The 19362-nt window shown below is 71.4% G+C and carries 18 protein-coding genes; 4 read left to right on the top strand and 14 right to left on the bottom strand.

Going from position 1 to position 19362, the window contains the following annotated elements; genetic code table 11:
* Positions 1–29: 29 nt before the first annotated feature.
* Positions 30–1130, bottom strand: coding sequence for a citrate synthase 2 (locus IM697_RS04025; RefSeq protein WP_194044755.1), 1101 nt, complete (start codon positions 1128–1130; stop codon positions 30–32).
* A gap of 291 nt (positions 1131–1421) precedes the next feature.
* Between IM697_RS04025 and pdxH the strand changes: the two genes are divergently transcribed.
* Positions 1422–2111, top strand: coding sequence for a pyridoxamine 5'-phosphate oxidase (gene pdxH / locus IM697_RS04020; protein ID WP_407699602.1), 690 nt, complete (start codon positions 1422–1424; stop codon positions 2109–2111).
* Positions 2112–2145: 34 nt separating this feature from the next.
* On the opposite strand, the gene IM697_RS04015 is transcribed toward pdxH, so the two are convergent.
* From IM697_RS04015 to IM697_RS03960, 12 genes are all read right to left on the bottom strand, one after another.
* Positions 2146–2760, bottom strand: coding sequence for a TetR/AcrR family transcriptional regulator (locus IM697_RS04015; RefSeq protein WP_194044753.1), 615 nt, complete (start codon positions 2758–2760; stop codon positions 2146–2148).
* A complete protein-coding gene (locus tag IM697_RS04010) occupies positions 2748–3482 on the bottom strand; it encodes an enoyl-CoA hydratase family protein (RefSeq protein WP_194044751.1) in 735 nt (244 codons plus the stop codon). The genes IM697_RS04015 and IM697_RS04010 overlap by 13 nt, the downstream gene beginning before the upstream one ends.
* Positions 3479–5047, bottom strand: a complete 1569-nt coding sequence (locus IM697_RS04005; protein ID WP_194044749.1) for a 4-coumarate--CoA ligase family protein — start codon at positions 5045–5047, stop codon at positions 3479–3481. The genes IM697_RS04010 and IM697_RS04005 overlap by 4 nt, the downstream gene beginning before the upstream one ends.
* A gap of 35 nt (positions 5048–5082) precedes the next feature.
* The gene (locus tag IM697_RS04000) at positions 5083–6216 is read right to left on the bottom strand and encodes an acyl-CoA dehydrogenase family protein (protein WP_194044747.1); all 1134 of its coding nucleotides are present in this window, start codon (positions 6214–6216) and stop codon (positions 5083–5085) included.
* A gap of 80 nt (positions 6217–6296) precedes the next feature.
* Positions 6297–8138 (bottom strand): acetyl/propionyl/methylcrotonyl-CoA carboxylase subunit alpha, encoded by a 1842-nt coding sequence (locus IM697_RS03995; RefSeq protein ID WP_194044745.1) that lies wholly within the window; start codon positions 8136–8138, stop codon positions 6297–6299.
* 10 nt (positions 8139–8148) lie between these two features.
* Entirely contained in the window at positions 8149–9747 is a 1599-nt protein-coding gene (locus IM697_RS03990) for an acyl-CoA carboxylase subunit beta (protein WP_194044744.1), read from the bottom strand.
* Positions 9744–11426, bottom strand: a complete 1683-nt coding sequence (locus tag IM697_RS03985; RefSeq protein ID WP_194044743.1) for an acyclic terpene utilization AtuA family protein — start codon at positions 11424–11426, stop codon at positions 9744–9746. Before IM697_RS03985 ends, IM697_RS03990 begins: the two co-directional genes overlap by 4 nt.
* Entirely contained in the window at positions 11423–12217 is a 795-nt protein-coding gene (locus IM697_RS03980) for a TIGR03084 family metal-binding protein (protein WP_194044742.1), read from the bottom strand. The genes IM697_RS03985 and IM697_RS03980 overlap by 4 nt, the downstream gene beginning before the upstream one ends.
* 181 nt (positions 12218–12398) lie before the next feature.
* The gene (locus IM697_RS03975) at positions 12399–13355 is read right to left on the bottom strand and encodes an EamA family transporter (protein WP_194044741.1); all 957 of its coding nucleotides are present in this window, start codon (positions 13353–13355) and stop codon (positions 12399–12401) included.
* Between the two features lie 134 nt (positions 13356–13489).
* Positions 13490–14614: a lipid II:glycine glycyltransferase FemX gene (locus IM697_RS03970; protein WP_194044740.1), complete on the bottom strand. Its 1125-nt coding sequence runs from the start codon at positions 14612–14614 to the stop codon at positions 13490–13492.
* A gap of 55 nt (positions 14615–14669) precedes the next feature.
* Positions 14670–15272 (bottom strand): nucleotidyltransferase family protein, encoded by a 603-nt coding sequence (locus IM697_RS03965; protein WP_194044738.1) that lies wholly within the window; start codon positions 15270–15272, stop codon positions 14670–14672.
* Position 15273: 1 nt separating this feature from the next.
* Positions 15274–15537, bottom strand: a complete 264-nt coding sequence (locus IM697_RS03960; RefSeq protein WP_194044737.1) for a GntR family transcriptional regulator — start codon at positions 15535–15537, stop codon at positions 15274–15276.
* A gap of 454 nt (positions 15538–15991) precedes the next feature.
* Between IM697_RS03960 and IM697_RS03955 the strand changes: the two genes are divergently transcribed.
* Together IM697_RS03955 and IM697_RS03950 are read left to right on the top strand one after the other, a co-directional pair.
* A complete protein-coding gene (locus IM697_RS03955) occupies positions 15992–16261 on the top strand; it encodes a hypothetical protein (RefSeq protein ID WP_322734547.1) in 270 nt (89 codons plus the stop codon).
* 136 nt (positions 16262–16397) lie between these two features.
* Positions 16398–17198 carry an alpha/beta fold hydrolase gene (locus tag IM697_RS03950; protein ID WP_194049574.1) on the top strand — a complete coding sequence of 267 codons (801 nt, stop codon included), beginning with the start codon at positions 16398–16400 and terminating at the stop codon, positions 17196–17198.
* Between the two features lie 114 nt (positions 17199–17312).
* Here IM697_RS03950 and IM697_RS03945 read toward each other — a convergent pair whose 3' ends face one another.
* A complete protein-coding gene (locus tag IM697_RS03945) occupies positions 17313–18164 on the bottom strand; it encodes a dienelactone hydrolase family protein (RefSeq protein ID WP_194044736.1) in 852 nt (283 codons plus the stop codon).
* 94 nt (positions 18165–18258) lie between these two features.
* On the opposite strand from IM697_RS03945, the gene IM697_RS03940 reads away from it, so the two are divergent.
* A complete protein-coding gene (locus IM697_RS03940) occupies positions 18259–19320 on the top strand; it encodes a GlxA family transcriptional regulator (RefSeq protein ID WP_228044490.1) in 1062 nt (353 codons plus the stop codon).
* The last annotated feature ends 42 nt before the right edge of the window (positions 19321–19362 follow it).

Here is a 19362-nt window from a genome sequence, read left to right as displayed (position 1 = left end):
ATGACCGGCCCGCCGGAGGTGTCGGGTGATCAGTGCGCGATGTCCGCGTAGCCCTCGATCTCGCGCGGGTCGCGCGGGCCCGGGCCGACGTAACGCGCGGAGGGGCGCACGAGGCGGCCGGTGCGCTTCTGTTCCAGGATGTGCGCCGACCAGCCCGCCGTACGGGCACAGGTGAACATGGACGTGAACATGTGCGCCGGGACCTCCGCGAAGTCCAGGACGATGGCGGCCCAGAACTCGACGTTCGTGGCCAGCACCCGGTCCGGGCGGCGGCTGTGCAGCTCCGCCAGCGCCGCCTTCTCCAGGGCCTCGGCGACCTCGAAACGGGGCGCGCCCAGCTCCCGGGCGGTGCGCCGCAGGACACGGGCGCGCGGGTCCTCGGCACGGTAGACGCGGTGGCCGAAGCCCATCAGGCGCTCGCCGTTGTCGAGGGTCTGCTTCACATACGCCTCGGCGTCGCCGGTGCGCTCGATCTCCTCGATCATGTGCAGCACACGGGAGGGCGCGCCGCCGTGCAGCGGACCGGACATGGCTCCTACGGCCCCGGAGAGCGCCGCGGCCACATCGGCGCCGGTGGAGGCGATGACGCGGGCCGTGAAGGTGGAGGCGTTCATGCCGTGCTCGGCGGCGGACGTCCAGTAGGCGTCCACGGCGGCGACGTGCTTGGGGTCGGGCTCGCCGCGCCAGCGGATCATGAAGCGCTCGACGACGGACTGGGCCTTGTCGATCTCGCGCTGGGGCACCATGGGCAGGCCCTGCCCGCGCGCCGACTGGGCGACGTAGGACAGGGCCATGACTGCGGCCCGCGCCAGGTCCTCGCGGGCCTGCTGCTCGTCGATGTCCAGCAGCGGTTTCAGGCCCCACACGGGCGCCAGCATGGCGAGTGCGGACTGGACGTCGACGCGGATGTCACCGGAGTGCACGGGGATCGGGAAGGGCTCGGCGGGCGGCAGTCCGGGACGGAAGGCGCCGTCGACGAGCAGTCCCCAGACGTTGCCGAAGGAGACATGGCCGACCAGGTCCTCGATGTCGACGCCCCGGTACCGAAGAGCGCCGCCCTCCTTGTCCGGTTCGGCGATCTCCGTCTCGAACGCGACGACTCCCTCGAGCCCGGGTACGAAATCGGACATCAGGCGGCTCCTCGTGATGTGTGCGACGGATGGGGTTGTGGGTGGAACGACCACAGGTCAGTCGACAGAGGTGGGGCGTACGCCGGTGGATCCACGGTCACGGGCTCAGCGGACTCGCAGTCCGGGCGTACCCCTGTGATGCCCCGTGCGGCCGGCGGTCATCCAACCGGAAGGCAACAGAACGATATCCCTGAGTGCCACCTTTGGGGAGCCCTCGCGGCACTCAGTGCCATGCAGTGACGAAGGACACCGTGCCCGACGGCGCCGCTTCGGATACGGCAAGATGACCGCGTGACCGACCGAGACGCCGTCGCCATCGATCCCGCCGAGCCCGTCCCCGACCCCGCCGCCATGCGCAAGCACTACCGGGCCGAGGGCCTCGCCGAGACCGACCTGGCAGCCACCCCGGTGGCGCAGTTCGCGCGCTGGTTCAAGCAGGCCGCCGAGGAGGCGCACCTCTTCGAGCCGAACGCGATGATCGTCTCCACCGCGGACGCCGAGGGCCGGCCCGGCTCCCGCACGGTTCTGCTGAAGCACTTCGACGAGCAGGGCTTCGTCTTCTACACCAACTACGGCTCCCGCAAGGCCCGCGACCTCGCCGAGAACCCGTACGTCTGCCTGCTCTTCCCCTGGCACCCCATGGCCCGCCAGGTCATCGTCACGGGCGTCGCCCGACGCACCGGACGCGACGAAACCGCCGCCTACTTCCGCACCCGCCCGCACGGCTCCCAGCTCGGCGCCTGGGCCAGCGCCCAGTCGTCGCCCATCCCCTCCCGCGCGGAACTCGACGTCTCGTACGCCGAGCTGGCCGCCCGCTATCCCGAGGGCGAGCAGGTCCCGGTACCGCCGAACTGGGGCGGCTTCCGGGTGGCCCCGCAGACGGTGGAGTTCTGGCAGGGCCGGGAGAACCGCCTGCACGACCGGCTGCGGTATGTGGAGGAGCAGGACGGGGGCTGGCGGGTGGAGCGGCTCAGTCCGTGAGCGGCACGCACGTGCCTGCGCGCCCCGCGGCCTCTCAGCCCAGCACCTCCCCCAACAACCCCGTCCACTGCGCCACCACCCGCTCCCGGCGGGCGGTGTCGTCGGTGAGGAGGTTGGCGAGGCCCAGGCCGCGGGCCATGTCGAGCAGGCCCTGGACCGTTTCCCGTACGCCGGGGCGGGTTTCGTCGGCGTCGAGGAGGTCCACCGCTATGCGGTGGGTCTCGCGGCCGACCCGGGCTTCGAGTTCCGTCACGCGGGGGCGCAGCTGGTCCTCGTTCGACGCGGCCACCCACAGGTGGAGGGCCGCGCGGAACAGTGGGCCCGTGTAGAGGTCGACGAGGGCGGAGACGACCGCGTGCCGGTCGTCTGCCGCGCCGTCGGGGAACAGGTCGCGCAGCGCTGTCGAGCGTTCTTCGGCGACGTATTCGACGGCCGCCGTGAAGAGGTCCTCGCGGGTGGGGAAGTGGTGTTGGGCGGCGCCTCGGGAGACGCCGGCGCGTTCGGCGACGACGGAGACCGTGGAGCCCGCCCAGCCGTGTTCGGCGAGGCAGGCCACGGCGGCCTCCAGGAGCCGTTGCCGGGTGGCGCGGCTGCGGTCCTGCTTGGGGACGCGGTCCACCCGGTCGCCGACTGTGCTCACACCGCCCATTGCGGATCCCGTCTTTCGAGGAAGGCCGTCATCCCCTCGCGAGCGTCGGCGGAGGAGAACAGCCGGGCCGAGAGTGCGGTCAGGTCGGCCGCGTCCCGGTCGAAGGCTTCCAGCACCTTAGCCGTGAGCAGTGCCTTGGTCTCGGCCAGGGCCCGGGGTGAGGAGCGGCGCAGGCCGTCCAGGATGGGGGCCAGGGTCTCGTCGACGTCGTCGCCGGCCGTGGTGAGCAGGCCGATGCGGGCCGCCTCGGGTGCGGTGAAGCGTTCGCCGGTGAGGTAGTAGCGGGCCAGGGCGCGGGGGTCGGTGCGCGGGAGGATCGGGAGGCTGATCACGGCGGGGGCCACGCCTATGTGCACCTCGGTGAAGGCGAAGGTGGCCGCTGTCGACGCCGCCGCCATGTCGCAGGCCGCGAGGAGGCCGAGGCCGCCGGCGCGGACGTGGCCGGTGACTCGGGCCACGACGGGTTTGCGCAGTTCCACGATCTGCCGCAGCAGGGTCACCAGGGCGTCCGGGTGCGGGGGGTCGCGCAGGTCCGCGCCGGCGCAGAACGTGTTGCCGGTGTGGGTGAGGACGATCGCGCGTACGTCGGGGTCCTTGGCGCAGTCCGTCAGCGCGTCGGCCAGTTCGCCCACCAGGGCCGCCGAGAGTGCGTTGCGGGTGTCCGGGGAGTCGAGGCCGATGGTTTCCACGCCGCGCGCGCGTGTACGTCCGATCAACGTCATGTGTGCTCCCTGAGTTCCCTGCGCAGGATCTTGCCGGAGGCGGCCCTGGGGACGCCGTCGATGAAGGTGACCTGGCGGATGCGCTTGTAGGGGGCGACGCGTTCGGCGACGTACATCATGACCTCTCCTTCGGAGAGGTCGGCGGCGGTGGGCTGGCGGACCACGTAGGCGCGCGGGACCTCGTTGCCCTCGTCGTTGTGGACGCCGATCACGGCCGCGTCGGCGATCGCGGGGTGGGTGAGCAGGAGGGCCTCCAGTTCGGCGGGGGCCACCTGGAAGCCCTTGTACTTGATGAGCTCCTTGACGCGGTCGACGACGAACAGCCAGCCTCCCTCGTCCACGTGGCCGACGTCGCCGGTGTGCAGCCAGCCGTCGGTGTCGATCATCGCGGCGGTGGCGTCGGGGCGGCCGAGGTAGCCCTTCATGACCTGGGGGCCGCGGATGAGGATCTCGCCGGACTCTCCGGTGCCGAGGTCCTTGTCGGGGTCGTCGAGGGAGACGATGCGCATCTCGGTGCCGGCGATGAGCCGGCCGACGGTTCCGGCGGGCGCGTCGTTCATGGCGGTGAGCGGGACGACATGGGTGCCGGGGGACAGTTCCGTCATGCCGTAGGCCTGGCCGACCGGCGGCAGGCCGAGGCGCTGTGAGCAGGCGGCCGCGAGGTTGGCGTCCAGGGGTGCGGCGGCGCTGATGACGTACTTGAGGGACGACAGGTCGTACTGCGCGACCAGGGGGTGCTTGGCGAGGGCCAGGACGATGGGCGGGGCCACGTACAGGCCGGTGATGCGGTGGTTCTGGATGGCCGCGAGGAAGGTCTCCAGGTCGAAGCGGGGCAGGACGACGACCGTGGCGCCCACCCTCAGGGGCGCGTTCATCAGGGCCGTGAGGCCGTAGATGTGGAAGAACGGCAGGACGGCGAGGATGCGGTCGCCGGGGCCCGCGGAGATCGCGGGTTCGAGCTGGGCGAGGTTGGTGGCGATCTGGCGGTGGGTGAGCATCACGCCCTTGGGGACGCCGGTGGTGCCCGAGGAGTACGGCAGGGCGGCGACGTCCGTCACGGGGTCGATGTCGACCTGGGGCTCGGGGGCCGCGGAGGCCAGCATGTCGATCAGCGAGCGGTGGCCGGGCGCGCTGTCGCACACGAGGATCTCCTGGACCCCGCCGGCGAGTTCGGCGGCCCGGCGGGCTGTCTCCAGAAGTGGGGAGACGGTGACGATCCAGCGGGCCGCCGAGTCCTTGAGCTGTTTGGCGAACTCCTCGGGTGTGGCGAGCGGGTGCACGGTGGTGACGGAGGCGCCCGCGCGCGTGGCGGCGTAGAACGCCGTGGGGAAGGCCACGGTGTTGGGGCTGTGCAGGGCGAGTACGTCTCCCTTGCGCACGCCGGTCTCGGCCAGGGCGGCGGCGATGCGCCGGTGGAAGCGGTCGAGCTGTTCGTAGGTGAGGGTGGTGCCGTCCGTGCCGTCGATGAGGGCGGGCAGCTCGCCGAACTCGGCGGCGCGGCCGAGCACGGCCTCGTGGATGGGGAGTTCTACGGGCGGGACGTCTGCGTACTCGCTGCGGAACATCGTTCCTCCTCGCGACGGGCACAGCGCGGTGCCGGTCAGTACGACTTGGGCAGGCCCAGGGTCTGGTGGGAGACGTAGTTGAGAATCATCTCCCGGCTCACCGGAGCAATACGAGCCACGCGTGCGGCGGTTATCAACGAGGCGAGCCCGAATTCGCGCGTGAGGCCGTTGCCGCCGAGGGTGTGCACGGCCTGGTCGACGGCTTTGACGCAGGCCTCTCCTGCCGCGTATTTCGCCATGTTGGCCGCCTCACCCGCGGGCGCGTCGTCGCCCGCGTCGTACAGGTAGGCCGCCTTCTGCATCATCAGGCGAGCCAGTTCGAGGTCGATGTGCGCCTGGGCGAGGGGGTGTGCGATGGCCTGGTGGGCGCCGATGGGGGCCTTCCACACGGTGCGGTCGCGCGCGTACTCGACGGCGCGCGCGAGGGCGTACCGTCCCATGCCGATCGCGAAGGCGGCCGTCATGATCCGTTCGGGGTTGAGGCCGGCGAAGAGCTGGAGCAGGCCGGCGTCCTCGTCGCCGACGAGCGCGTCGGCGGGGAGCCGTACGTCGTCGAGGGTCAGCTCGAACTGCTTCTCGGCGGCGGCGAGCTCCATGTCGATGCGGCGGCGGGTGAAGCCTTCGGCGTCGCGCGGGACGATGAACAGGCAGGGTTTGAGGTTGCCGGTGCGGGCGTCCTCGGTGCGGCCGACGATGAGGGTGGCGTCGGCTATGTCCACGCCGGAGATGAAGACCTTGCGGCCGGTGAGCAGCCAGTCGGCTCCGTCTCGGCGAGCCGTGGTCGTGATGCGGTGGCTGTTGGAGCCGGCGTCGGGCTCGGTGATGCCGAAGGCCATGGTGCGGGTGCCGTCGGCGAGGCCGGGGAGCCAGTTCTGTTTCTGTTCCTCTGTGCCGAAGCGGGCGATCACCGTGCCGCAGATGGCGGGTGAGACGACCATCATCAGGAGCGGGCAGCCCGCGGAGCCGAGTTCTTCGAGGACGATGGAGAGTTCGGCGATGCCGCCGCCTCCACCGCCGTATGCCTCCGGGAGGTTGACGCCGAGGTAGCCGAGTTTGGCTGCCTCCGACCAGAGGGCTTCTCGGTCGTAGGTGCGGCCGTGGCGTTTGCCGAGGGCGGCTACCGCGGATCGTAGGGCTTTGTGTTCTTCGGGTTCGAGGCTGGGGGGCATGGGACTCCTTCCGGGTGCGGATTCGTTGTGGCTGGTCGCGCTCACGCGGCGGAGCCGCAAATCGATACAGCCCCGCGCCCCTAGGGTTCTTGCACCACCGCCAGCAATGAGCCGAGCGTCACCTGCTGGCCAGGTACGGCATGCAAAGCCGTGAGCGTGCCTGTGACCGGCGCCGCGATCTTGTGCTCCATCTTCATCGCCTCCAGCCACAGCAGGGGTTGTCCGGCCCGCACAGGCGCTCCTACGGTCAAGCCCTCGGCGACGCGTACGACCGTCCCCGGCATCGGCGCGAGCAGCGAGCCCGGTGCGTGCTGGGCTTTCGGGTCCGGGAAGCGGGGTAGCGCGGTGAGGCGCGTGGCGTTCACGTGGATCTCGTCGCCGTATCTGGCGACCTCGAAGTTCCGTCGTACGCCGTCCACTTCGAGGACGACGCGACCCGCGTCGGCGTGGACGACGCGCACCCCGTCCGCCTCCAGGCCCGCCCGCGTGTACCGGTAGCGGACCTCGATCTCCTCGTCTGCGACCGCGTACCGCTTGACCTGCGGCTGGGAGGGGACGTTGCGCCAGCCGCCGAAGCGGGAGCGGCCGTGGGTGTCGGCGAGGGCGGCGGCCAGGGGGGCGTGCGGGTCGGGGACCGGGGTGGTGAGAGCGGTGAGGTGGCGGGCGTAGAAGCCGGTGTCCATCGCGGCACTCGTGAACTCCTCGTGGCGCAGGGAGCGCACGAGGAGGTCCCGGTTGGTGCGGGGGCCGTGGATCGTGGCGTGTTCCAGGGCGCCCGCGAGCTTGCGGATCGCCGCGGTGCGGGTGGGGGCGTACGCGACGAGCTTGGCGAGCATCGGGTCGTAGTGGACGCCGATGGTGTCGCCGTCGGTGAAGCCGGTGTCCAGGCGGACGCTGTCGGGTACGGCGAGGCGGTGCAGGGTGCCGGTCTGCGGGGCCCAGCCTTGGGCGGGGTCCTCGGCGTAGAGGCGGGCCTCGATCGCGTGGCCACGCGCGTGTGGCGGGTCGTCGGGCAGGGCGTGGCCTTCGGCGACGCGGAGCTGTTCCGCGACCAGGTCGAGGCCGAAGACGGCTTCCGTCACGGGGTGCTCGACCTGGAGGCGGGTGTTCATCTCCAGGAAGTGCGCCTTGTCGCCGGCGACGAGGAACTCGACGGTGCCGGCGCCGACATAGCCGACGGCGCGCGCGGCGCGTACGGCCATCTCGTACAGGGAGTCCGTCAGTTCGGGTGTCAGGCCGGGTGCCGGGGCTTCCTCGATCACCTTCTGGTGGCGCCGCTGGAGGGAGCAGTCGCGGGTGCCGAGCGTCCATACCGTGCCGTGGGTGTCGGCGAGGATCTGCACCTCGACGTGGCGGCCGTTCTCGATGTAGGGCTCGACGAAGACCTCGCCGTCGCCGAAGGCGCTGTGGGCCTCGGCGCGCGCGGCCTCGAGTGCGGCGTCCAGGTCGGCCAGTCGCCGTACGACGCGCATGCCGCGTCCGCCGCCGCCCGCGGCCGCCTTCACCAGTACCGGCAGGTCCGCCTCGGTGACCTCGTCCAGGGGGGCCAGCCCCATCAGTTCCTTCGCGCGCGTCTTGGAGGCCATCGCCTCGATCGCCTCCGGGGGCGGGCCGATCCACAGCAGGCCCGCGTCGAGGACGGCGCGTGCGAAGTCGGGGTTCTCGGAGAGGAAGCCGTAGCCGGGGTGCACCGCGTCCGCGCCGGTCGCGAGCGCCGCCTTCACGATCAGGTCGCCGCGCAGATACGTGTCGGAGGGCGCCGCTCCGGGCAGCCGTACCGCCGTGTCGGCCACGCGCGTGTGCAGGGCGTTGTCGTCGGCGTCGGAATGCACGGCGACGGTCCGGATGCCCCACTCACGACAGGTGCGGAAGACCCGGCAGGCGATCTCGCCCCGGTTGGCCACGAGCACAGAAGTGATCACCGGTGTTCCCTCACATCCGGAAGACGCCGAAGCCACCGCGCGCGCCCTCGTACGGCGCGGTGTGGATGGCGGACAGACACATGCCGAGGACCGTGCGGGTGTCGCGCGGATCTATGACGCCGTCGTCGTAAAGCCGCCCGGACAGGAACATGGGCAGCGACTCCGACTCGATCTGCTGCTCCACCATGGCGCGAAGGGCCGCGTCGCCCTCCTCGTCGTAGGGCTGTCCCTTCGCGGCGGCCGACTGGCGGGCGACGATCGAGAGCACGCCGGCGAGCTGCTGGGGGCCCATGACGGCCGACTTGGCGCTGGGCCAGGCGAACAGGAAGCGGGGGTCGTAGGCGCGGCCGCACATGCCGTAGTGGCCGGCGCCGTAGGACGCGCCCATGAGGACGGAGAGATGGGGCACGCGGCTGTTGCTGACCGCGTTGATCATCATCGCGCCGTGCTTGATGATGCCGCCCTGCTCGTACTGGCTGCCGACCATGTAGCCGGTGGTGTTGTGCAGGAAGAGGAGGGGGATGTCGCGCTGGTTGGCGAGCTGGATGAACTGGGCCGCCTTTTGCGACTCCTCGCTGAACAAGACCCCCTGGGCGTTCGCCAGCACGCCGACCGGATAGCCGTGCAGGGCCGCCCAGCCCGTCGTCAGGCTCGTGCCGTACATCGGCTTGAACTCGTCGAAGTCGGAGGCGTCCACGATCCGGGCGATGACCTCGCGCGGGTCGAAGGGGGTGCGCAGATCGCCGGGGACGATGCCGAGGAGTTCGTCCGGGTCGTACTCGGGCGGCGCGGCCGGGCCCGGATCGGCGTACGCCTTGCGGTGGTTGAGGCGGGCGACGACGCGCCGTGCCTGGCGCAGGGCGTCCGGTTCGTCGACGGCGAAGTAGTCGGCGAGACCCGACACGCGCGCGTGCATCTCGGCGCCGCCCAGCGACTCGTCGTCGCTCTCCTCGCCGGTGGCCATCTTCACCAGGGGCGGGCCGCCGAGGAACACCTTGGCGCGCTCCTTGACCATGATCACGTGGTCGGACATGCCGGGGACGTAGGCGCCGCCCGCCGTCGAGTTGCCGAAGACGACCGCGACGGTGGGGATGCCGGCCGCCGACAGCCGTGTCAGGTCCCGGAAGACGGCGCCGCCGGGGATGAAGATCTCCTTCTGGGAGGGCAGGTCGGCGCCGCCCGACTCGACGAGGTTGACGCAGGGCAGCCGGTTGGCGAGGGCGATGTCGTTGGCGCGCAGGGCCTTCTTCAGCGACCAGGGGTTGCTCGCGCCGCCGCGCACGGTCGGGTCGTTGGCGGTGATCAGGCACTCCACGCCCTCGACGACCCCGATGCCGGTGACGAGCGAGGCGCCGACCGTGTGGTCGCTGCCCCAGGCGGCCAGCGGAGACAGCTCCAGGAACGGTGTGTCCGGGTCGAGGAGCAGCTCGATGCGCTCACGGGCGAGGAGCTTGCCGCGCCCGCGGTGCCGTTCGACGTACTTGGGGCCGCCGCCGGCGAGCGCCTTGGCGTGCTCGGTGTCGAGGTCGGCGAGCTTGCCGAGCATGGCCTCGCGGTTGGCCGCGTATGCGGGGCTCGTCGGGTCCAGGGACGAGGCGAGGACGGTCACAGGAGGATCTCCGGGATGTCGAGGTGGCGGCTGCGCAGCCATTCGCCGAGGGCCTTGGCCTGCGGGTCGAAGCGGTGCTGGGCGGCGACGCCCTCGCCGAGGATGCCCTCGACGACGAAGTTGAGGGCACGGAGGTTGGGCAGCGGATGCCGGGTGACCTTCAGCGGGCCGCTCTCGGGGATCAGTTCCCGGAACCGGTCGGCGGTGAGTTCGTGCGCGAGCCAGCGCCAGGCGTCGTCCGTGCGCACCCAGACGCCGACGTTGGCGTTTCCGCCCTTGTCGCCGCTGCGGGCGCCGGCGACGAGGCCGAGGGGGGCGTGCCGGGTGGGGCCGGGGGGCAGGGGCCGGGGCAGGGGTGGCTCGGGCGGGTCGTCCGGTACGGCGGTGTCGTGGGCCGGTGGCACGGGAACCCGGCGTCCGTCTTGGAGGACGGCCATATGGTCGACGGCACCATGGGGGACGTACACATCGTCGAAGACCCCATAGGGCGAGCCCTTTCCAGGTGGTGCCAGCACATGGAAGCCGGGGTAACTGGCGAGCGCCAGCTCCACGGCGGCCCCGCTCAGCGCCCGCCCGACGGTCTCCTGGTCCGGGTCGCGCACCACGAGCCGCAGCAGCGCGCTCGCCGTCTCCTCGGTCGGCGCGTCGGGCCGGTCGGTGCGCACCAGGTCCCAACGGGTCTCGGCGGGCGGTGTCCTGGCGAGCGCTTCCGTCATCTGCTCGCGCACCAGAGCCGCCTTGGCCTCGATGTCGAGGCCGGTGAGCACGAAGGCGACCTCGCCCCGGAAGCCGCCGAGGCGGTTGACGCCGACCTTGAGGGTCGCGGGCGGGGCCTGTCCCCGTACGCCCTCGACGCGGACGCGGTCGGGGCCGTCCTGGGTGAGCCGTACGGTGTCCAGGCGGGCAGTGACGTCGGGGCCCGCGTACCGGGCGCCGGCCGTCTCGTACAGCAGTTGGGCCGTGACCGTGCCGACGTCGACGAAGCCGCCGGTGCCGGGGTGCTTGGTGATGACGCAGCTGCCGTCCTCGCGCAGCTCGGCGAGCGGGAAGCCGGGGCGGCGGACGTCGCCCTCCGCGAAGAACGCGTAGTTGCCGCCGGTCGCCTGCGCCCCGCACTCCAGCACATGTCCGGCGACCACAGCGCCCGCGAGCCGGTCATGGTCGCCGGGCCCCCATCCGAAGTGGGCGGCGGCGGGCCCGGTGACCAGGGCGGCGTCGGTCACCCGCCCGGTGACGACGAGGTCGGCGCCCTCCCGCAGGCAGGCGGCGATACCGAAGCCGCCCAGGTAGGCGTGGGCGGCGAGGCTGTCCGGATACCGGGTCCTGAGGTCGTCGCCCTCGACGTGCGCGACACGCACGGGGACGCCGAGCCGGTCCGCCAACTTCCGTACGGCGTCCGCCAGCCCCGCCGGGTTGAGGCCGCCCGCGTTGGCGACGATCCGGACGCCCCGCTCGTGCGCGAGCCCCAGGCACTCCTCCAGTTGCCGCAGGAAGGTGCGGGCGTATCCGGCGCCGGGGTCCTTCAGCCGGTCCCGGCCGAGGATCAGCATGGTCAGCTCGGCGAGGTAGTCGCCGGTGAGGACGTCCAGCTCGCCGCCGGTGAGCATCTCGCGCATGGCGTCGAACCGGTCGCCGTAGAAGCCGGAGGCGTTGCCGATCCGCAGCGGACGCCCGGTCACCGGGCGGCTCCCTTCGGCGCCCGGCCCTCGCCGGGTGGGCCCGCGAAGACCTGGGCGATGTCGAACCAGCGGTCGGCGTCGGGGCCTTCGGCGCGCAGGGCCAGGTCGGAGCGGTGGGCGCGCTGGGTGACCAGGAGGCAGAAGTCGAGCGCCGGGCCGGTGACGCGCTGCGGGGCGTCTTCGGGGCCGTAGGCCCATATCTCACCGGAGGGCGCCACGAGTTCGATGCGGAAGTCGTCGATCGGCGCCGGGAGTCCATGCACGCCGAAGGCGAAGTCCCGCGTCCGTACCCCGATCCACACCACATGCCTGAGCCGGTCGGTGGGTGTGCGCACCACACCGAGTGCATCGGAGACGTCCAGGCCGTGGGCCCAGGTCTCCATAAGTCGGGCCGTGGCCATGGAGGCGGCGGACATGGGCGGGCCGTACCAGGGGAACCTGGCGCCGCGCGGCGCCGCGCGCAGCGCCGTGTCGAGGGCCGCCCTGCCCTCGCGCCACTCCTTCAGCAACTCGGCGGGCGCCAGCTGGGCCCCCTCCGCCGCCCCGTCGTCGACGAAGGACCCCGGTGCCACCAGCGCCTTCTCCACCAGTGTGTGGAACGCGTCCACGTCGGTCACCGCCAGCAGCGCCGAGTGGTCCGTCCAGGCGAGGTGTGCGATCTGATGGGCGACGCTCCAGCCGGGGGCCGGGGTGGCGAGCGCCCACTGCCCGGGGCTCAGCTCGGCCACCAGCCGGTCGAGTTCCTCGCTCTCCTCGCGCAGATCGTCGAACACGAGCATCGGATCGGACACGGTGCGCTCCCCTCGGGGCACGGCGGTGTGCGGGGTGGTGCGGGGGGTGGTGCGGCGTGGTGAGGAGCATGGCAGTGCGGGCTAAAACAAGCAAGCGTGCTTGCATTAATCGAGGGCTGTTTCATGTCCGGGACGGCGAACCCCGCTGAGCCCTTCGGGTGCCCCCGAACCGCGGTGGACCTCAGCCGCTCCCGACCCGCGCGGACTTCGCCCTCCCCCGCCCCACCTGCGTCCGCACCGCCCCCATGCTCGCCGCGATGACCAGGGCGATGGCCAGGGCCTGCATGGCGGAGAGGGCCTGGTCGAGGACGAGGAAGCCGGCGGTGGCGGCGATGGCCGGCTCCAGGCTCATCAGGATGGCGAAGGTCGGCGCGGGCAGGCGGCGCAGGGCGAGGAGTTCGAGGGTGTAGGGAAGGACCGAGGAGAGGATCGCCACGGCCGCGCCGAGGGCGATGGTCACCGGGTCGGTGAGCTTCGGACCCGATTCGGCGATCCCCAGGGGCAGGAACAGTACGGCCCCCACCGCCATCGCGAGGGCGAGCCCGTCGGCCTGGGGGAAACGTCGGCCCGTGCGGGCGCTGAAGACTATGTAGGCCGCCCACATGGCGCCGGCACCCAGGGCAAAGGCGACACCCAGGGGGTCGAGGCTGTCGAAGCCTCCGCCGCTGAGGAGGAAGACCCCGGCGAGGGCGAGTCCGGCCCAGAGGAAGTTGACCGCGCGGCGCGACGTCAGGACGGACAGGGCGAGCGGGCCGAGGACCTCCAGGGTGACCGCGGGGCCCAGCGGGATGCGGGCGACCGACTGGTAGAAGAGGCCGTTCATCGCGGCCATGGTGATACCGAAGACGACCACCGTGCCCCAGTCGACGCGGGAGTGTCCGCGCAGCCGGGGCCGGCAGACCACCAGCAGCACGACCGCCGCCACCAGCAGCCGCAGCGCCACCACACCGAGCGCGCCGGCCCGGGGCATCAGGCTCACCGCGAGGGCGCCGCCGAACTGCACCGAGATCCCCCCGGCGAGCACCAGGCCCACCGGACCGATCGAGCCCCAGCGGCGCGGGACACCGGCCGTCGGCTCGGGGACGGTCCGGGCACGGGTCGGTGCGCTCGGTGTGGTGGCGGCGTCAGGGGTGCTCACGGGCGTTCCAGGGGGCTCGGCGCGGGTTCGTTCAGCGTGCTGCACTTTCGAGTCCAGGGTAATGGACCCTGTCAGGTGCGTGAACCCGTTATGCCACTGTCCCAGAGTGTGGACGGGTGGGCGGAGGGCTGCGACTACCGCCGCGCCATGTACAGGTCCAACGCCCTGTGCAGCAGCCGGTTGAGCGGGAAGTCCCACTCCCCCAGGTACTCGACCGCCTCGCCCCCGGCGCCCACCTTGAACCGCAGCAGGCCCAGGAGGTGGTTGGACTCCTCCAGGGTGTCGGTGATGCCGCGGAAGTCGTAGACGGCGGCGCCGAGTTCATGGGCGTCGCACATCATCCGCCACTGCATGGCGTTGTTGGGCTGGACCTCGCGCTTGCGGCTGGTGGAGGCGCCGTAGGAGTACCAGACGTGTTCGCCGACGGTGAGCATGGTGGCGGCGGCGAGGGTGTCGCCGTCGTGGTGGGCGAGGTAGAGCCGCATGCGGTCGGGGTGCTCGGCGGTGAGCGCGGTCCACATGCGCTGGAAGTAGGGCAGCGGGCGGGGGACGAAACGGTCCCGTTCGGCGGTCTCGGCGTAGAGCTCGTAGAAGACGGGCAGGTCGTCGTAGCCGCCCTGCACGATCTTGACGCCCGCCTTGTCGGCCTTCTTGATGTTGCGCCGCCACTGCTGGTTGAGGCCGCGGTGGATGTCGGCCGGCGTCCGGCCGGCGAACGGCACCTGGCAGACGTACCGCGGCTGCCCGGCCGCGAAGCCCTCCTCGCCGCCCGGCTCGGTCTGCCGCCAGCCGGACCGCCGCAGCCGGTCGGCGATGTCGAGGGCCGACTGTTCGCACGACGTCGGCTCCGCGTCCAGCAGCCTCCGCGCGGCCGGGTCGGCGATGGCCGCCTTCACCGCCTCGGGGCTCCAGCGCCGCGCGACGACGGGCGGGCCCATCTTCACGGAGAAGGCGCCCTCGCCCTTGAGGTGGGCGAGCATCGGCTCCAGCCAGCGCTCCACGAGATCGGGCGCGTGCCAGTCGATCACCGGCCCCTCGGGCAGATAGGCCAGGTACCGCTTCAGCTTCGGCAGCGGACGGTAGAGCACGAGCCCCGCCCCCACCAGCCGCCCCTCCGGGTCGAACCAGCCCAGGCTCTCCGCCCGCCAGTCCGGCTTCACCTCGCCCCAGGACGGCACCTGCATATGGCTGGCGGAGGCCCGGCCCGCCACGAAGGCCAGGTGCTGCTCGCGGGAGATGGACTGGACGCGCAGGGGCATGGTCAGGGCTCCTCGGATAGCTCGTCTGCCACCCTACGAGGCGACCTGCCACCCCTCATCTCGGCCGCGGCCAGTCCAGTACCGTCAGCTCGGGCCAGTGCTCCAGCCACCGTGCCGCCTTCTCCTCATACACCGACGGCGGGGCGAGCACCGGGTTAGGACGGACGACGAGGTTGAACACGTCCGCCAGACCGTGCGGCGCGTACACCCGCCACCGTCCCTCCGCCTCCAGGCGTATGCCGAGACAGCACGTCGTCGCCGCGAAGCTGTCGATCGCCGCCTCGGAGGATGCGTACGGCGGGCAGGGGACCCCGAACTTGTCCTCGTACCAGAGGTGAACGCGAGCCTCGTTGCGGATCTCGACCTCCGCGGGCAGGCCGGCGAAGACCTCCCGCCCGGCTTGGATCACCTCGTCCTCCGCCTCCCACGACAGATCGGCGCCGTCGAAGTAGAAGACGTCGTAGTCCCTGATGCCGTGGGTCGGCGGACGATCCGTGACCACGTTCCAGACGGTCTGGAAGAGACACCCGGCTGTCACGTACCAGCCGGGAAGCTCCAGCCTCGCGGTCCGGGTCAGTACCTCCATCAGGACGTCGTTGCGCGACAGCATCGCGCGCAGGGTGTCGAGTTGCTCATCCACCGGAAGCCGGCCGGGCACGCTATGCGTCGCCTGCTTCGGAGGGTTTCTCGGGGAGCTTGGCTACGAAGGAGCCGAGGCCGACCTCGGCCCGGATGAGCCCCTCCGTCTTGAGATGGGTCAGCGCCTTCTGCGCAGTCGATGCCGCGATACCGAACTCGGTCGACAGCTCTACGACCGAGGGCACACGAGCACCTACTGGGTACTGCCCCTCGGCAATGCGGGTGACGATGGCTGCGGCGACCTGGCGCCAGACGGGCCGGGTTCGGTCAAGCTCGGGGCTCATGCAGTTGACGCTAAAACTCTGCGGTATACCGTGCGACCGCAGTAGACTGCGGTAGACCACGAACAAGCATGCTCGCAGAGACCCCCGCGACGGGTGGAGCCGTCCGGGGGCATGGCCACCAGCCAAACCAGACAGGAGCTGATGACATGAGCGACCTTATCGGCCGTCTCATCACTTGGGTGAGCCTCCTACTCACCGGACGAGGCAAACACCGCGCCCACCCGAGCCACCCAACACCCGCACCCCCTCCCCCAACGCGAACCGCACCCACCCTCCCCACCCACCGCAGCCCATACGGCCCCCACGCCACCGCCCCGCTCGACGGCGCCGCCACCAGGTCCGTACGCCCCTATCTCGCCGCCCACGAACAACGCCAGCGGCGACGGGAACTGGCCATGGCGACCCTCGGGTTGGACATGCCCGGGCCGTACTGGGTTCACGGGATGGAGGTCGCGTGACGCATCCGCCCCGACTGCTGCCCTGGTCCGGCCCCGAGGGCAAACCGTGTTACCTGATCACCGACGACCACGGCGGCCCCGTGTCCCGCCTCGCTGACGCCACAGAGTCCATCCAGCTCGACATGGGCACACAACTCCTCACCCACGCCCATGAGATGTTGTCGGACGCACCGCACGGCGAACTCCGCTTCCTCGCCGAACGGTTGACCGAGGCTCTGCACGATGCTCTCCGCGTGGCCGAAAGCCGCGGGCAGCGGTTGGACTGAACGCGATTGAAGAGGGGCCGGACTTCCGGTCCCTCTTCACTATGTGCGCAGCGCCTGTTCTTCCCGCACCGCCGCCCTGGCGCCCCGAGGCGGTTGCGGCATGATCAGGGCCAGCCGATCGACTGGGGGCGCCGACGTGGCATGGTCTGAACACGGGGTGGTACGAGACGGCGTGCGGCTTGCCTGCCGGGACTGGGGTGGGCCGGGACAGCCCATCGTGTTGCTGCACGGCCTGGCCGGTCACGCGGGTGAATGGGACGTGCTGGCACGGAGGTTGAGTTCCAGATATCGGGTCGTCGCGGTCGACCAGCGCGGGCACGGCGCGAGTGAGCGCCACCCGCGTGACGTATCCCGCGCCGCCTACGTCGCCGACGTCATCGCCGTTGTCGATCAGCTGGCGCTGCAGCGGCCCGTCCTGGTCGGCCAGTCGCTGGGCGGGCACACGGCCATGCTCACCGCCGCCGCGCATCCCGGGCTCGTCCGCGCGCTCGTGCTCGTCGAGGCCGGCTCCGGCGGTCCGAACCCGAACGGCCCCGGGGACATCGGCGGATGGCTCGACTCGTGGCAGACACCGTTTCCCTCGCGCGAGGCTGCGGCCGCGTTCCTCGGCGGCGGACCGGTCGGCGCGGGCTGGGCGGCCGGACTGGAAGAACGCGACGGCGGATGGTGGCCTCGCTTCGACCGGGACGTGATGGTCCGCTCGCTGGCGGAGAACGCCCAGCGTTCTTACTGGCACGAGTGGAGGCACGTCGCATGCCCCACCCTGGTCGTCCTGGCCCAGTCCAGCTTCATCCCCGCACAAGAAGCCGACGAAATGCTCCGCCGGCGACCCGCCACCATGGCCATGAGCATCCCCGGCACCGGCCACGACCTGCACCTGGAACAGCCTGGAATCCTGCACACCGCTCTCTCGGGCTTCCTTGACAGCCTCACCTGAAACCCCTGCGCGGTCACAACGACACCAAAGTCAATCCCCGCGCATGGCCATCGATCCACAGATCTCGCCAATGACTCCGGCCCTGGACGGCCTGACCCTGTCGGGGCGCTTGCATCAGTTCGGCCCGTCGGCTCCGGTGTCGGGCGTGGTCGTCCCCAGCCGTTCGGCGAGGAAGGCGATGATCTCGTCGCGGGCGCGCGTGGTCGGGTGACCCTGCTCGTCGACGAGATGGGCCGTGGTGACGCTGTGGGCGCAGCCGACGATGTCGCGGAAGAAGGGCGGCGGGTTCGTGTTCGCCACTTCGTCCGCGAGCACACGGCCGTCGAACGCGTCGCCGAGCAGAGTCCGGTAGGCCGCGAACCGCCGGCCGGTGCACCACCTGTCGTTCTCGAAGCGGTAGGCGAGCACCTTGAGGCCGTCGCGTCGGATGCGCTCGGCCACGCGGGCGGCGTCATCGGCCGCGATCTCCAGGCCTGCCGGGTCGTCGAGGGGGAGTGAGGGATGGTTGACGACGGGGGCGATGACGGCGGGTTCGAGCGTCATGGTCAGGGCGAAGTTGCCGGTGAAGCACAGCCCGACCGCGCCGACGCCCGGCCCGCCGCACTCCGCGTGCGCCACGCGTGCGAGCCCGCGCAGCCACGCCACGACGGGGCTGGTGCCGCCGCCGGCGAACGCACGGAACTCGGCGCTGACGCAGGCACGCCGGACGACGGCTTGGCCCGCGTCGGCGGTCGGGTAGGCGCCGTCGACGCCGAACAGGGAGGGCAGATACACGCGGAAGCCGGCATCGCGCAGCCAGCGCGCCAGGCGTGCGACGTCAGGGCTGATCCCCGGCATCTCGGGCAGCAGGACGACGGCCGGTCCCGATCCGGTGACGTGCACGGTCTTGCCGACCGTGTCGATGTCGATGACGCGGTGCGAGAAGTCGTCCAGGGGGTCGTCGTGTCGCAGGTGCGTGGTTGTCATGAGGGGCAGCGTGGCAGGAGACTGTCTCCCTCAGAAACGGCGACATCGCCAGATACTGCGGCGAAATCGCCACCCGCTCGTGCCGGGGGGACAGGTGAGTTCACTGCGACTGGGAGTGCTGGCCTACCCCGGGTGTTTCGGCTCGGAGGTGTTCGGAGTCCCGGACCTGCTGGTGATGGCCCGTCACGTCGCTGCGGCGCAGGGGGTGGCACGACCCTCGTACGAAGCGTCCGTGGTCTCGCCCAGGCGGCGGGTGATCACGTCCGGTGGTCTGACTGTCGGCGTCTCGGCCATGCGCCCGGTGGACGTGCTGATCGTGCCGGGCTTCGAGCTCTCGCCCGCGCTCGATCTCGACGCGGCACTGGCGAACCTGCGGCCCGAGGTGGCAGCCATTCGCTCGCAGGCAGTCTCCGGAGCCGCCGTCGTGTCGATCTGCGTCGGCGCCTTCCTCACTGCCGAGGCCGGCCTGCTCGACGGGCGCGAGGCGACGACCTCCTGGTTGTTCGCGGATCGCCTCGCCCGCCGGTACCCCGACGTGAAGGTATGCCCCGAGCGCCTGGTCGTAACTGACCGCGGGGTGACGACCACGGCCGCCTTCAGTGCCATGTACGACTTCGCACTCCAGCTCATCCGCGAGCAGGACGGCCACGGCGTCGCCCGCGGCACCGCGCGCGTGGCGCTGGTCGACGACGCCCGTACCACCCAGACTCCGTACGTCGACCCGGCGCTGCTGCCCGTCGCAGGCCGCGAGTTCTCCCGTGGTGTGAAGCGGTGGCTCGACCGGAATCTGGGGTCCCGCTACGACCTCTCCGCCCTCGCCGCGGCATTTCACGTGAGCACGCGGACGATGCTCCGTCGCTTCGGTGAGGAGGCAGGCCAGACCCCCCTCGCGTACCTGCAGTCCGCTCGGGTCCGCCGGGCCCGGCATCTGCTGGAAACCACCGACAGGACGGTCGCACGCATCGCGGCCGACCTCGGGTACGCCGACGCGAGCACGTTCAGTGCCGTCTTCGCCCGGCACACGGGCCGGCGACCGCGGGACTATCGCGCCATGTTCCGCCGCTCGGCCGCAGAGCCGGTCGGCGACACATCCCGCACGAGCCCGGCACCCCCTGACGACCCCGGAGTCCTGTCTCCGTCCCCGGGTGAAAAGTGACCGGCGGGTTGGGTAGCTTTCAGGGCTTCGTGACTGATCGGC

Origin of the sequence: Streptomyces ferrugineus, from assembly GCF_015160855.1 — a bacterium.
GTDB classification, from domain to species: domain Bacteria; phylum Actinomycetota; class Actinomycetes; order Streptomycetales; family Streptomycetaceae; genus Streptomyces; species Streptomyces ferrugineus.
This window is presented reverse-complemented; position numbering and strand designations above follow the sequence as displayed.